14 protein-coding genes are annotated in these 13,432 nt (G+C 32.4%); 2 read left to right on the top strand and 12 right to left on the bottom strand.

Annotated features, from left to right (window positions below; genetic code table 11):
* Positions 1-416: 416 nt before the first annotated feature.
* The 6 genes from J2S72_RS06110 to selD are packed head-to-tail and all read right to left on the bottom strand — an operon-like array spanning position 417 to position 5,026.
* Positions 417-1,166, bottom strand: a complete 750-nt coding sequence (locus J2S72_RS06110) for an NADPH-dependent oxidoreductase (RefSeq protein ID WP_023055061.1) — start codon at positions 1,164-1,166, stop codon at positions 417-419.
* A gap of 24 nt (positions 1,167-1,190) precedes the next feature.
* The gene (locus J2S72_RS06105; protein WP_255349227.1) at positions 1,191-2,060 is read right to left on the bottom strand and encodes a DMT family transporter; all 870 of its coding nucleotides are present in this window, start codon (positions 2,058-2,060) and stop codon (positions 1,191-1,193) included.
* Entirely contained in the window at positions 2,051-3,178 is a 1,128-nt protein-coding gene (locus J2S72_RS06100) for an aminotransferase class V-fold PLP-dependent enzyme (protein WP_023055068.1), read from the bottom strand. The genes J2S72_RS06105 and J2S72_RS06100 overlap by 10 nt, the downstream gene beginning before the upstream one ends.
* On the bottom strand, positions 3,175-3,447 hold the full coding sequence (locus tag J2S72_RS06095; RefSeq protein ID WP_023055064.1) for a putative Se/S carrier protein: 273 nt from the start codon (positions 3,445-3,447) through the stop codon (positions 3,175-3,177). Before J2S72_RS06095 ends, J2S72_RS06100 begins: the two co-directional genes overlap by 4 nt.
* On the bottom strand, positions 3,447-4,031 hold the full coding sequence (gene yedF, locus J2S72_RS06090; RefSeq protein WP_023055053.1) for a sulfurtransferase-like selenium metabolism protein YedF: 585 nt from the start codon (positions 4,029-4,031) through the stop codon (positions 3,447-3,449). The genes J2S72_RS06095 and yedF overlap by 1 nt, the downstream gene beginning before the upstream one ends.
* Positions 4,028-5,026: a selenide, water dikinase SelD gene (selD, locus tag J2S72_RS06085; RefSeq protein ID WP_307495181.1), complete on the bottom strand. Its 999-nt coding sequence runs from the start codon at positions 5,024-5,026 to the stop codon at positions 4,028-4,030. The genes yedF and selD overlap by 4 nt, the downstream gene beginning before the upstream one ends.
* 65 nt (positions 5,027-5,091) lie before the next feature.
* Between selD and mnmH the strand changes: the two genes are divergently transcribed.
* Positions 5,092-6,111 (top strand): tRNA 2-selenouridine(34) synthase MnmH, encoded by a 1,020-nt coding sequence (gene mnmH, locus J2S72_RS06080; protein WP_307495180.1) that lies wholly within the window; start codon positions 5,092-5,094, stop codon positions 6,109-6,111.
* Positions 6,112-6,143: 32 nt separating this feature from the next.
* Here mnmH and J2S72_RS06075 read toward each other — a convergent pair whose 3' ends face one another.
* Positions 6,144-7,235: a pyridoxal phosphate-dependent aminotransferase gene (locus J2S72_RS06075; protein WP_307495179.1), complete on the bottom strand. Its 1,092-nt coding sequence runs from the start codon at positions 7,233-7,235 to the stop codon at positions 6,144-6,146.
* A 71-nt stretch (positions 7,236-7,306) separates the two neighbouring features.
* On the opposite strand from J2S72_RS06075, the gene J2S72_RS06070 reads away from it, so the two are divergent.
* Complete coding sequence (locus tag J2S72_RS06070; RefSeq protein ID WP_307495178.1) at positions 7,307-8,326, top strand: threonine aldolase family protein; 1,020 nt, start codon at positions 7,307-7,309, stop codon at positions 8,324-8,326.
* 63 nt (positions 8,327-8,389) lie between these two features.
* Here J2S72_RS06070 and J2S72_RS06065 read toward each other — a convergent pair whose 3' ends face one another.
* The 5 genes from J2S72_RS06065 to J2S72_RS06045 all read right to left on the bottom strand — a co-directional run bounded on the left by J2S72_RS06065 (position 8,390) and on the right by J2S72_RS06045 (position 13,429).
* Complete coding sequence (locus tag J2S72_RS06065; RefSeq protein ID WP_307495177.1) at positions 8,390-9,406, bottom strand: PTS sugar transporter subunit IIC; 1,017 nt, start codon at positions 9,404-9,406, stop codon at positions 8,390-8,392.
* A gap of 619 nt (positions 9,407-10,025) precedes the next feature.
* The gene (locus J2S72_RS06060; protein WP_023055047.1) at positions 10,026-11,153 is read right to left on the bottom strand and encodes a pyridoxal-phosphate-dependent aminotransferase family protein; all 1,128 of its coding nucleotides are present in this window, start codon (positions 11,151-11,153) and stop codon (positions 10,026-10,028) included.
* 13 nt (positions 11,154-11,166) lie between these two features.
* On the bottom strand, positions 11,167-11,601 hold the full coding sequence (locus J2S72_RS06055) for a hypothetical protein (protein ID WP_023055034.1): 435 nt from the start codon (positions 11,599-11,601) through the stop codon (positions 11,167-11,169).
* Positions 11,598-12,485 (bottom strand): PhzF family phenazine biosynthesis protein, encoded by an 888-nt coding sequence (locus tag J2S72_RS06050; RefSeq protein ID WP_023055037.1) that lies wholly within the window; start codon positions 12,483-12,485, stop codon positions 11,598-11,600. The genes J2S72_RS06055 and J2S72_RS06050 overlap by 4 nt, the downstream gene beginning before the upstream one ends.
* Positions 12,482-13,429: a ParB/RepB/Spo0J family partition protein gene (locus J2S72_RS06045; RefSeq protein ID WP_023055046.1), complete on the bottom strand. Its 948-nt coding sequence runs from the start codon at positions 13,427-13,429 to the stop codon at positions 12,482-12,484. Before J2S72_RS06045 ends, J2S72_RS06050 begins: the two co-directional genes overlap by 4 nt.
* Between the last annotated feature and the right edge of the window lie 3 nt (positions 13,430-13,432).

The raw sequence follows: 13,432 nt of genomic DNA, 5'->3' as shown, positions 1-13,432 counted from the left end.
GGTGTCCTTTTTTCAAGAACTTTCCGCTTTAAGCTTTGTGTTTGTTTTATTCTCTTCACACTATTTATTTTTCTTGGTTCTTGCTGTCTTTTTTTTAGACAGCTTGTTTAGTATATATGATGAAAACTTTTTTGTCAACAGTTTTTTTTTTAATTAAAATTTCATTTTTTAATTTTTTTCCTGCCTCGAAAAAAGTCAGCTTTAATAGTATATGCAGCCTTTGTTTTCTTGTCAACACTTTTTTAAAAAATTTTTTAATTTTTTTTAATTTTTTGCTTTTGCGCTAAAAATAGGCTTTTCTTTGCTTTATTATCTTTATTTTTTAGTCTTTTTTATTAAAATTTCTAAATAAAAAAATCCTAAAGCCCTATAAACTTATTTTTCAAAGTTTATAAGACTTTAGGATTTTTATTTTTTTACTTTAAGCCTAAGTCAAAGCCTTGTTTTTTTATGGAATCTAATACTTTTCTTCTCTTTTCGTTAGCTTGTTCGTATCTAGTTACCACTTGTTTACTAAAGGAGTCGCTTCGTCTTCCCTCTGCCCTTGTGTCATAGTAGTGGGTCATTTCCATGTCATAGTCTTTTATCTTTTCAAGGTAAGAATCAAATTTTTTGTACTTATTTTCAAAAACTTTAAGTTCCATGGGCATTCTCGGTTTTATTTGAGGATCTTGATTGGGGTATCCCATTCCCAGTCCTACTACGGGAAAGGTAAGTTCGGGTAGGTCCAGAAGTTCTATTATTCTGTCATAGTCATTTAAAATGCTTCCAAAGTATACTGTTCCCAAACCTAAAGATTCTGCTGCAACTACCATATTTTGAGCAGCAAGGCAGGCGTCTGTAAAACCTTGAAAAAACCTGTCCATGTCCCTTGCTTTTTCAAGATTTTTTCCTTGTTCTTCCCCTATTTTTAAATTCCTATAATTATCAACTATAAAAATTAAAAGTTCCTTAACTCTTGAGGCATATTCCTGATTGCAAACCTTAGAAATTTCTTTTTTTAAATTTTCATCTTTTACTCTTATTATGGAGAAACTTTGCATTCCCGTTGATGTAGCAGTTCTGTTTGCAACTTCAAAAAGTTTTTTTAAGGTTTTGTCGTCTATTTCTTCTTCCGTAAATTCCCTTATTGATCTGTGCTTCAATTGGTTTTCAATGGTATTCATAATTTTTTCTCCTTTCAGGTTTTCTTAAGTTTCTGCTTCTTGGACTTTTTTTGCCATTTTATAGTTGTAGTACCCTGCTCCTATTATCATTGCCATTCCTATTAGGCTTAAAGAATCCACTTTTTCTCCAAAACAGATAAGGCCTAAAATTATTCCTATGGGTATGGCGCTGAAGTTATATATGCTGACTTCTGATGCAGGAGCGTATTTGTAGGCAAGGGTTACGAAAAGTTGTCCTAGGCCTGCAGTGATTCCTATCATTATTAAAAGTAAGGCTTCTTTTAAGTCGGGAACTTGGAAATTTCCCACTATAAAGGGTAAACAGCCTAAGGTTGAGTAAAGTCCGAAATAAAATATTATAACTTCTGAACGTACTTTATTTTTAAGAACTCCCAACATTGTGTAGGCCAAAGATGCTCCTATGGCGGAAATTACAGCAATCATAGCAGGCCCCGGATCGTTTACTAAGTTGGGTCTTATTACTATAAACATACCTGCTATGGAAAGTATCAGGGCAAAAATTGAATAGCCCCTAAGCTTTTCTTTTAATATAAGGGCTGCAAATACCATAACAAAAAATGGACTCATTTTTGTTATGGCAGATACGTCTGCTATTGCCATATGATTAACGGCATAAAAGTTTGTTATCATTCCTAAAAATCCGAAGGTACACCTTAAAAATAAGGGCATTTTCCCATCTTCAACTTTTAAATTTTTAAGATTTTTTTCTAATGCCAAGGCTATAAACATGCCTATTGTTATTATTAAATTTCTGGAAATAAGTTGTTGAAATATTGGTATTTCAGCTGTATATCTTACAAATATATTCATAAGAGAAAAGAAAAAGGCCGATAAAAACATATAAAGAGCCCCTTTTTTTCTGTCTACTTTGATACTATCATCTCCTCTAAAAATTTTTTTAGTATATCTATTTCTTCTTTTGTATTAAATGTGGATAGGGATAATCTTACCATTCCTCTTTCTTCAGTGCCAGCTCTTTTGTGTAAAAGAGGAGCACAGTGGGAATTTGGTCTTGAACAAAGCTCAAGTTTTTCCCAAAGTATTTGGGAAACAAAGGCCGAGTCATAATCTAAAAGATTGAAGGATAAAATTGGAAGATGATTTTTTTCAAAATCTCCATATATTTTTATTCCTTCTATGTCTTTTAAAGAATTGTATAGGTAAGAGCTTAATTCTTCAAGTTTTTCATAGGGGGGATTTTTTAAAAGGTAATCCACTCCGGCTCCAAGTCCTATTATGGAATGGACATTTATCGTTCCATATTCAAATAGGTCTGGATAAATGTCTGGAGTGTGTCTTTCAAAGGATCTATAGCCGCTTCCTCCACTGAAGACTGGCTTAAATTTTTCAGAACTTCTATTTATTATGCCCCCTGTACCTGTGGGTCCATATAGGGATTTATGACCAGTAAAACAATAAATTGCATTTTCAAATTTGCTCAAATCAGTTTTTATTGCTCCGGCTCCCTGGGCTCCATCTATTATTAAAAGTAGCTTATGTTTTTTTGTAAAAGCATAAATTTTTTCCAAGTCGCTTATATTTCCCACTACATTGGAAGCCTGGGTTATTATAAGGGCCCTGGTATTTTTTCTCAAAAGTCCTTCCAAGTCCTGATATTTTAAATTAAATTTATCATCACAATCTAAAAAGCTTATTTCCATTCCCCTGTCTTGAAGTTGATAAAGGGGTCTTAAAACAGAATTGTGTTCTAAGACACTTGTGATTACATGGTCTTTTTCATTAAACAAGCTTTTTATAACTAAATTTAAGGAACTTGTAATGTTAGGGGTAAATGCAATGTCCATTGCTTCCACTCCGAAAAGTTTTGCAATGGACTTTCTAACTTGATAAATTTTATTCATGGCCGCTAATGCTGGTCCATAGGCTCCCCTTGAAGGATTTGCGTATTTTCCTGAAAGGGCATCTGACATGGCAACTTTTACTTCTCCCGGCTTTATTAAACTTGTTGCGCTGTTGTCAAAATATATCATAACTTTTCTATCTCCGGCAGGGCAAAGGTACAAGATCTGGGATTTCCATAGGTGAAGGTGTATCTTCCCAAAAGGTGCATATCTTTTTTGTCAAAAAGTTTTTCTATTTCTTCTCTATTTTCAAAGGGGCTTCTAAGACAAAAACCACAGCCCGACTGAACTTTTGAAGGAACAGGTATAAGCCTTGCTTCAATATTATTTTCTTTTAAAAGGTCATTAGCAGCTTCAGAATAATTTAAACCCTCAAAGGTATACACAATATATTTCATTAAGGTTTCACCACCCTGTAAGTGGCCATAAGCCTTGCTATTTCATACATATTAGTTATTGTTCCCACTTGAATTTTTTCTTTAAGACCATATTGACCGGCGCAAAGTCCGCAGGAAAAAATTTCAACTCCTCTTTCTTCCAAAAATTTTAAATCTTTTATGGAATCTTCCCAAGTTGCAGGAATATAAACTCCCTTATTGTAAAAAATTATTTTTTCAGGAAGGTGGTTTTGCTCAGTTAGGGCGTAGATAAAGCCTCCTAAAAGTTTTTTAGAAAAGTCCTCATCTCCTACTCCCATCATATCTGATGAAATTACAACTATATAGGCATCTGAACTTTCACTTACTTTTTTACTTTCTTTTTTTTCTCCATTTTGTGTAAATAAAACTTCAAAATCAGTCTTTGAATTTTCTTTTACCTTGGTAATATAGCCCATTTGTTCTGCTAACTTTGAAAGATTTTCTGTTGCAATTAAATTATCTACAAGAACTGTAAATTCTTTTTCCTTTTCATCTTCAATAAATTTTTTTGACATTATAACAGGTTTTGGACAAGGAATCCCCCTGGCATCTATAATTTTCATACTACTCTTATACCTCCCTCTTCTTCTATTTCTCCAATTCTTTTTAAAAATAAATTTTTTTCTCTAAATCTTCTCATGACTTGTTCGCCCTTTTCCCTATCTATGGTAAAGAGCAGTCCTCCCGATGTTTGTGGGTCAAATAGAAGTTCCTCCATGGCAAAATCATCTATTTCAAATTTTACATTTTTTAAATAATTTCTATTTCTTTGACCACCTGCTGTAAATAAAAATTTTTTAGCTGCATCAAGAGCTCCAGGAATTTCTGGAATCATAGAAGAATAAATCCTGGCTCCATGATTTCCTATCATTTCATTTAAGTGGCCTAAAAGACCAAATCCAGTCACATCTGTAACGGAAGATGGATTAAATTCTTTTAAAACTTCGCCACTGTATTTGTTAAGGCTTATCATGGATTTTACCGCTTCCTCATAGGATTCTTTACTTGCCTCATTTTGCAAATAAGCTCCAGCAACTAAGGAAACTCCCAATTTTTTTGTAATAAAAATATAATCTCCCGGCTTTGAGCCTGTATTTCTCCAAATTTTTTCAGGATTTACCATGCCCGTTACGCTTAAACCATATTTTATTTTTTTATCATGAATGGAATGACCGCCTGAAAGGGAAGCTCCTGCCTCTTTAACCTTGTCAGCTCCACCCCTTAAAATTTCTTGTAAAATATTTATGTCTTCCTCTTCTGGAAAGGCGACAATGTTAAGAGCTGAAATAACTTGTCCACCCATGGCATATACGTCGCTCATGGCGTTGGCAGCGGCAATTTGCCCAAATATATAGGGATCTTTTACCATAGGAGGAAAAAAATCCAAAGTGTTTATTATGCCAATTTCATCTGTAAGTTTTATGACGCAGGCATCGTCTTTTCCTTCAAAACCTACAATAATTTCCGGTCTTTTATAAATGCCCAAATTTTTTAAAATTTCATCTAAATTTCCGGCTCCTATTTTTGCATTGCAGCCTCCGCAAACTTCAAGTTCCACATTCTCATCTCCTTTGTATATTTTATCACAGTGTTGTAAAATGACAATGGAGGTCGGATAAGCCTATGTTTGAAGATAGTAAAATTGAAGATGTAATAGACAAAGATTTTATTTATATAGATTTAAGAAGCCCATCAGAATATAAATCTTCTCATATTGCAGGAGCTTTAAATTTGCCAATTTTAGATGATGATGAAAGAAAAATCGTCGGCACCCTTTACGATAATTCCCAAGTGGAAAAAGCAAAGCTTTTGGCTGTTAAATACGCCTCAGTAAAGCTTTCAGACTTTTATGAAAAAATTGTAAACCTTACAAAAGAAGCCACTCCTATTTTATATTGCTCAAGGGGCGGCATGAGGTCTGGTGTTTTATTTAATTTTTTAAGATCTATGAAAATCCCTGTGAAAAAATTGCATGGAGGCTATAAGGCTTATAGAAATTACCAAATTGAAGCCCTTAAAAAAATGACGGAAGAAATTGATTTTATAGTCCTTGACGGCTATACAGGTTGTGGAAAAACTCACATTATAGAGGAACTTAAAGGCCTGGGCCTTGATACTTTAAATTTGGAAAAATGTGCAAACCACAGAGGATCTATTTTAGGAGCTGTCCTTTTAAGTGACCAACCCTCCCAAAAACAATTTGAAACAAATATTTTTGAAGAACTTAGAAAGAGAAAATCAAACCTTGTTTTTGTGGAAGCTGAAAGCATAAGGATTGGAAAATTAAATGTTCCCAAATATCTTTTTGACAAATATAACTCTTCAAAGAGGATTTTAATCACTTCTTCCCTTGAAAAAAGGAAGGAAAGAATAAAAAAAGATTATGTTCATGACAATGACCTTGAATTAATCGACACTTTAAAAAATTTAAAAAAACGTATTAATGAAAATCTTGTGGATCAAATGATAAAAGAAATAGAAAATAAAAACTATGACATAGTTATAGAAAGACTTATGATGAATTATTACGATCCCCACTATAAAAGTTCAAACAAGACTTTTATTAAGGAATTTTTAAATGAAAATTCGAGGGATACGGCTTTAAAAATTAAAGATTTTATAAATGAAAAAAATAAGATGTGAAAAAATCACATCTTTTTTTATATTTATTAAACTTATATCTTGTTCTTAAAAAATTCTTCAATTCCCCTTAATAAATTTCTGTTGTCCTCTGTTTTTAAAAGGCAAAATCTGAAAAAACTTTCATCTAAATTTTTAAAGGAGGCGCAATCTCTTATTACCATTTTTTCTTTTAAAAGATATTCCCTTAAATCTTTTGCACTTTTACCATTTAAGATTTTTACCAAGATAAAATTTCCCTGAGATTCATAAACTTTAAGGTCTTTTATTTCTTTTAAATGGGAAATCATATATTTTCTTTCCTTGCTTATGTGCTCATAAACCCTTTCTTCATAATCCCTATCTAAAAACATGACTTTTCCCATTATTTCAGCAGCTATATTTACTCCCCAAAGGATAAGCTTTTTTGAAAAACTTTCTAAAACTTCTTCATTTCCACTTATACCATAGCCAAGTCTTATTCCAGGACTTGCAAAAAATTTGCTTGTGGAACGGACTGCCAAAAAATTTTTATACTTTTTAATAAGTTCAAGGGAAGTATATCTTTTTATATCTGTAAATTCCACATAGGTTTCGTCTATTAAAAAATTGCAACTTTCATTTTTTAATAGGTCTTCTATTTCTTCTTTTGTAAAAATGGAACCTGTGGGATTGTTGGGATTTGCAAAGGCGAATAATTCTATTTTTTCATCTTTTATTATCTTTATAATCTCTTTAAGGTCAGCCTTAAAATTTCTTTCTTCTTTTAAATTATAATAAAATATTTGAGCATTTATTTTTTTAAGTTCATTTTCATATTCACTATAACAAGGGGACAATAAAAGGGCTTTTTTAGGATTTATAAGCCTTATATAGTTACAAATAAGCTCCGTTGTCCCTGAACCTAAGATTATATTTTCTTCATCTATTTTTGTGTAAGTTGATATGGAGTTTTTAAGGTCAAAATATTCCGGATCTGGATAAGTTGTAAATAAATTTAAATTTTCCTTTAAGTAATTTATAGCTTTTTCTGAATTTCCAAGGGGATTTATATTGGAAGAAAAATCCCTGATTTCTTTTACGTCAAACTTATATTTTCTTGCAAGTTCAAAGAGATTTGCTCCGTGACTGTCTTTTTTTATTTTCATAGTATCTTTCCCTTTCTTATTCTATAATGTAATTATATAAGTCATTTTGTTTTAAAACAACGGAGGTAGTTATGAAAAATTTTTTAAACGACTATAACGATAGAGGCCACGAAAAAGTTTATGACTTCTTAAGCAAGCTTCCCGAAAGGGGTTTAAAGGGTTATTCTCTTGATGAATATTCTTTTTCTGTAAGGGAAAAGTTGAAAAAAGAAATAGGAAGAGACGATATTGATGTGGAATTTGTTGCAGGAGGGACTGTGGCAAATATTGTATGTGCAACCCACACTTTAAGAAACTATGAAGCTATTGTTTCTGCAAAGACTGGACATATTGCCATCCATGAAAGTGGAGCTCTTGAAGCAACAGGTCATAAAATTATTACCTTAGAAAGTGAAGACGGAAAATTAAATCCCGAGCTTCTTTTAGATAGACTTTCTCTTTTCGGAGCTGAAAATGATGTTATACCAAAGATGCTTTATATTTCAGAAACTGCTGAAACAGGAGCTGTATATACAAAGGACGAATTAAAGGATCTTTATGAAATTTGCCTACAATATGGACTTTATATGTTTATTGACGGTGCAAGACTTTCAGTTGCTCTTGCTGCAACAGGTATGACTTTAAAAGATATTTCAGAGGTTTGCGACATTTTTACAATCGGTGGAACTAAAAACGGGGCCCTTTTCGGAGAAGCTCTTGTTATTGTAGATGAAGACCTAAAGGAAAGATTTAGAAATCACATGAAACAAAAGGGTGCAATTATGGCAAAAGGCTTTATCCTTGCAGCGCAATTTGACGGACTTTTCGATCAAGGTCTTTATTATGAAATTGGAAAAATTGCCTATGAAAAAGCTATGACTTTAAAGAAAAAACTTTATTCTTTAAATATTTCCTATGCCTTTAAGCCTGAATCAAACCAAATTTTTGTTAAACTTTCAAAAGATCAAATTGAAGAACTTAAAAATAGAGAAGTTTTATTTGATGTGGAAAATTTGGGAACAGATAAGTTCAATGTAAGATTTTGCACTTGTTACAGGACAAGTGATGAAGAAATTGACGGCTTAATAGAAGATTTAAAAGAAATTTTATAAAATAAAAAAACAGTTTATGGCTTTCGTTTTTCACGAAAGGAACCATAAGCTGTCTTTTTTTGTTTAAAAATTAAGTTTCATGTCCCCATCTTTTATCCAATTTGCCTTTTTTAAAACCATATAAATTATATAACTTACTAGGGCAGGCAAAATAATATGAAGAAGTATTATAAGTCCCAATAACTTTGTAAAAGGAACATTTTCCATGGCGGTAAAAGTTGCAATTTGTCCTACTAAACCACTGGTACCCATGCCGCTTCCAAGAGGAGTATTCTCCATTTTAAAAACTAGAGTGGCAAGAGGCCCAAGTATTGCCGAAGCAAGAGTTGGCGGTATTAAAACCTTTGGATTTTTTATAATATTTGGCATTTGAAGCATGCTCGTTCCAAGACCTTGAGCAACAAGACCTTGCAGACCGTTGTCCTTAAAAGATGTTACAGCAAATCCTATCATCTGACAGGAACATCCAATAGTTGCAGCTCCGCCAGCAAGACCGGAAAGAGAAAGCATCATACATAGGGCTGCACTGGATATGGGAAGGGTTAAAACAATTCCCACTATAACCGAAACAATTATGCCCATTAAAAATGGCTTTTGATTTGTTGCAATCATTATTATACTTCCTATACCCGTCATAAATTTTTGAATATAGGGTCCTATAAAGGTGGCTACAGTTACTCCCACAAGAACTGTCACAACAGGAGTTATTACTATATCTATTTTTGTTTCCTTGCTTACAATTTTTGCAACCTCTACTGCAATTAAACTTGCTATATAAACTCCCATAGGTCCACCCAGTTCATTTCCGCATATTCCTACAAGAGTTATGGAAAATAAAATTAAATTAGGTGCTTGAAGGGCGTAGGCTATGGAAACTGCTATTGCAGGTCCCGTTGCTTTTTGAGCTAAGGGCCAAATTGTCTTGCTTAAAAATTCTATGCCCAAGCTTTGTCCCAAAGTGTTAAGTATAGTTCCTACCAAAAGACTTGCAAAAAGTCCATATGCCATTGCTCCCAAGGCATCTACAAAATAAATTTTCGGAGATAGGGAAATGCCCTTTCTCTTTAAAAAAGTTCTCATCATGTCCTCCTTTTTTTACGCTGTTTATTATTATACACCTATTTTCTTGAATGAAATAAGATAAAAAACGAGAAAGCAAAAATAAAAAGAAAAGATCAATTGAAAAAATTTTAAAATAAATTGAATAAAAAATTTTGAGTTTTTCTCCAACCCAATACACGCGGACCGGTAAACCGGTCCCTAGGCCCCACAAAATCCCACGCATAAATTTATGGTAATTTCATCCAAACATGGAATCCACGCAGGAATGTGGGGTAAATTTATGCGAAAGAATTCATAAGATTAAATCTTTACATATGAATGTAGGGACCAATTTATTGGTCCGGTCGCCGTAAGGCGAATTATTTGGAAACAAAATAAAAAACGAAAAAGAATAAATGGAGAAAATGTATGTTGAAAAATTTAAAATAAAATAAAAATAAAAATGTAAATTAAAATAAATTTTAAATCAAATATTTATTTTGTTCTCCCACATTATACACGCGGACCGGTAAACCGGTCCCTACAAGATTTTCAAGGGTTATTGTGAAAATAAATTTGTTTAAAATGAAAGGATTTCTTAAATAATTTAAAAAATCCATTGATTTTATTTTCATATTTTCAATGGATTTTTTGCTTTTTACTTATTTATTTCTTTTTCAAATTGATCTTTTAAGGATGTTTTTAATTTTACTCCCAATTCTTCAAATACTATGTCAAGCTTTTGGAAGAGCTCTATGAAATTTTCCTTGTTTATGTTGTTGCCCATATGACCTATTCTGAAAACTTTATCTTCTATGTCTTGAATACTTCCTGAAATAATCATTCCATGTTCTCTCATTTTTCTTGTGATTTCTCTTGCATCTATTCCTTCTGGGGATAAAACTGCTGTTACTGTGTTGGAGTGGGAGTCTAAGGGATAAAGTTTAAGTCCTGCTTTTTCTATGGTCTTTCTTGTTGATTCTGCATATTTTTTATGAAGGTTTATGGAGTCTTTTTCAAATAAGATGTCCAGAGCCATATTTAGGGCGTAGACTAAGTTTTCATTCATTGTATAGGGAAAATCAAAGGAGTCATAGGTGTAGTTGTAATAATTTTCAAAGTTTAAATAATAACTTGAAACTTTTGTTTTTCTTTTGGCTATTTTTTCTTTTGCCCTTTGTGAAATTGTTATTGTTGTAAGTCCTACTGGGGCTGAAAGACATTTTTGGCTTCCTCCTATTAAAATGTCAACTTTGTCTTCATCAAAGTTTATTTCTTCTCCACCTATTGCTGAAACTGAATCTACTATGGTTAAAATTCCTCTTTTATTTAAGGCTCCTGCTATTTCTTTTATGCTGTTTGTAATTCCCGATGGAGTTTCGCAATGAACGAAGGTGGCAATGGAAAAGTCTGAGTCTTTGTCTAAAAATTCATTTAATTTTTTAAGGTCTATTCCTCTTCTATAATCAAATTTAAGCTCTACTGCCTTGCCGCCGTATCTTTCTACATAATCGCTAAAGCCTTTTCCAAAATACCCGTTGTGAAGGACTAAAACTCTTTCTCCTCTTTCCATTAGGGAGCAAACTGCTCCTTCAAGACCCATAATGGCTTCTCCTAACATTAAAAATGAGGTTGCTTCTGTTTTTAAAAGTTTCGAAATCTTTTTTTCCACGTTTCTGTGAAATTTTGTATATTCAGGATCCAGGTCTGGGTTGGTTAAAAACTGACCCATTGCATCCATTACTCTTTTATCTATACTTGTTGGTCCTGCACATAATAATTTCATTTTTTTCTCCTATCTATTTTGTAAATTCATCAAAAAGTTTGTCAAATCTGTCACTGCTTGAGCCTATTATCTTATACCAAATTCCATCTATGGAAACAAAGGTGTTTTTTCTTAAAATTTCAATTTTCCCTCCGTTTTTCTTATATAAGTTTAAGACTCTTATTTCCGAGCTTTCTGAAGCGTCTTTAGTTGATTTTTTGCCTTTTATTTTTTTTATTGCTGATGCCATGACTTTTATTGATTGTTTGTCATTTACCGTTCTCATGGTTTCTTCTTTATATTTTACAAATTCAAGGTATTCTATATCCCTTGGATTTATTTTTATTATTCTGTTTTGAATGGCAAAAAAACTGCTGCTTATATAAATTAAAAAGGCTATTAGTAAAACAATTTTTATTTTTTTCTTGTTTTCCCTTTTCCTTTTTCTGTCAATCATTTTTTGGTTCAAATTTTAAGCACTCCTGTCATAAATACAAATCCTCTGCCCATTACTCTTGTCATATCAAATTCTTCCAAATATTGAGCATAAACTTTTGAAGTTCTGTTCATATGGCTTCCCTGGGTACAAGTTATTCTTCCTGTTTTTGATAGGTTAAGACTTCTTAAATATTGTAAAACCGTGGCGGCACTTGTTCCGGAACCTGGCTCTTCAAAAATATCTATCCCTGGGCTAAAGGTCCTTTGGCTTATGTTTATAAAGTCATCGCTTGTAAAGGCAAGGATACTTATTGCTTCTTCCCTTTCTACCAATTTTTTTGCTTCTTGGTAGTCGAGCTTTATGTTTTGTAGGCTTTCTTCATCTTTTATGGGAACTACTAGGTCGCAAATTCCCGAGGATATTTTTTTTATGGGAAATTCTTCATCATTAAGGCCTATTTTATCTTTACTTATGCCTAAGATTTTTTCCATTTCTTCTTTTGTTACTTGTGTGGGCTTTTCTTCCAAGGTTAATCTCATTTTCACATTTGTAACTTTACTATCAATATAATCTATACAAACAGGAATTTTACCGCACTTTGTGTGTTGTATTATCTTTATTTCACCTTCATCTATTGGCATTATATATTCCTCTTCTGCTAAGGCGTAAAAGGTTGCTATTGTTGCATGACCACAAAGATCAATTTCCCCTTCTTTTGTGAAAAATCTTGTAGAATACCTATTTACGTCAAGTTTTTTTATAAATACCGTTTCGCTTTGATTTAAGTCTTTGGCAATATTTTGCATGTCTTTTTCGTCCATATTGCCATTATCTATTACAACTCCTGTTGCGTTTCCTGTAAATGCTCTATTAGAAAATGCGTTTACTAAATACATTTTGTATTCTTTAATCAATATATTTCATCCCCCAGTATTACATTTGAAATTCTTTCTAAGTCTTCATCTGAGTAAAATTCTACTTCCAGCTTTTTTATTTTTCCCTTTCCCTTTATGGAAACCTTAGTTCCCAAAGCTCCGGAAAGTCTTTCTCTTAAATCTTTAAGATACTTATCTTCTGCAATTTCAGGGCCCTTATCTTTAGAATCTTTTGTTCCTCCTATAAATTGGGCTATTGTGATCCTTTTATTGGCAATTCTTCTTGCTTCTTTTACTTGCCTTTGAGGATCTTCTATGGAAAGGAGAATCAGTCCATGAGATAGGGATAGTTTTCCTGTATTAATCATGTCTTTAACTTCTTGGGGAAGTTTTAAAAGTCTTATTCTGTTACCTATATATTGCCTGCTCTTGCCCATTAATTTTGCTAAATCTTCCTGGGTCATGTCATATTCTTCAAGAAGTTTTTCATAGCCTCTTGCTTCTTCAAAAGCAGTTAAATCCTTACGTTGAACATTTTCTATTATGGCTATCTTATCAGACTGAAAATCATCCAAATCCTTTATGATTGCCGGTATTTTTTTAAGACCTGCAAGCTTTGAAGCGCGAAAACGCCTTTCCCCTGCAACTATAATATAATAATTTTCCTTGGGTCTTAAAACTATAGGTTGAATAATTCCATACTCTCTAATAGAATCTGCCAGCTCCATAAGAGAATCCATATCGAAAAATTGGCGAGGCTGATCTTCATTTACTTCAATTTTATCTAATTCAACTTCTCTTAAACTTGAATTATTTTCCAAATCTTCATTTTTATTTTTCTCATCAAGATTATTTTCTTCATAAAAATTTTCAAAGTCCTGATTTGTTTCTTCCTTTATATTAATAATATCTTCAATTATTTCTTCTGAATTGTTGGTTAAGAAATTTTCTATACCTCGTCCCAAACCTCTTTTTTTAACCAAAAA

Source organism: Peptoniphilus koenoeneniae (assembly GCF_030812875.1).
Classification (GTDB): domain Bacteria; phylum Bacillota; class Clostridia; order Tissierellales; family Peptoniphilaceae; genus Peptoniphilus_B; species Peptoniphilus_B koenoeneniae.
This window is presented reverse-complemented; position numbering and strand designations above follow the sequence as displayed.

Bases quoted from the DNA above. Each gene is read 5' to 3' on its own strand.
- J2S72_RS06100 (WP_023055068.1), bottom strand. From the start codon at position 3,178: ATGATATATTTTGACAACAGCGCAACAAGTTTAATAAAGCCGGGAGAA.
- J2S72_RS06060 (WP_023055047.1), bottom strand. From the start codon at position 11,153: ATGAAATTATTATGTGCAGGACCAACAAGTATAGATAAAAGAGTAATG.
- J2S72_RS06095 (WP_023055064.1), bottom strand. From the start codon at position 3,447: ATGAAATATATTGTGTATACCTTTGAGGGTTTAAATTATTCTGAAGCT.
- mnmH (WP_307495180.1), top strand. From the start codon at position 5,092: ATGTTTGAAGATAGTAAAATTGAAGATGTAATAGACAAAGATTTTATT.
- J2S72_RS06110 (WP_023055061.1), bottom strand. From the start codon at position 1,166: ATGAATACCATTGAAAACCAATTGAAGCACAGATCAATAAGGGAATTT.
- J2S72_RS06070 (WP_307495178.1), top strand. From the start codon at position 7,307: ATGAAAAATTTTTTAAACGACTATAACGATAGAGGCCACGAAAAAGTT.
- J2S72_RS06065 (WP_307495177.1), bottom strand. From the start codon at position 9,406: ATGAGAACTTTTTTAAAGAGAAAGGGCATTTCCCTATCTCCGAAAATT.
- yedF (WP_023055053.1), bottom strand. From the start codon at position 4,031: ATGAAAATTATAGATGCCAGGGGGATTCCTTGTCCAAAACCTGTTATA.
- J2S72_RS06075 (WP_307495179.1), bottom strand. From the start codon at position 7,235: ATGAAAATAAAAAAAGACAGTCACGGAGCAAATCTCTTTGAACTTGCA.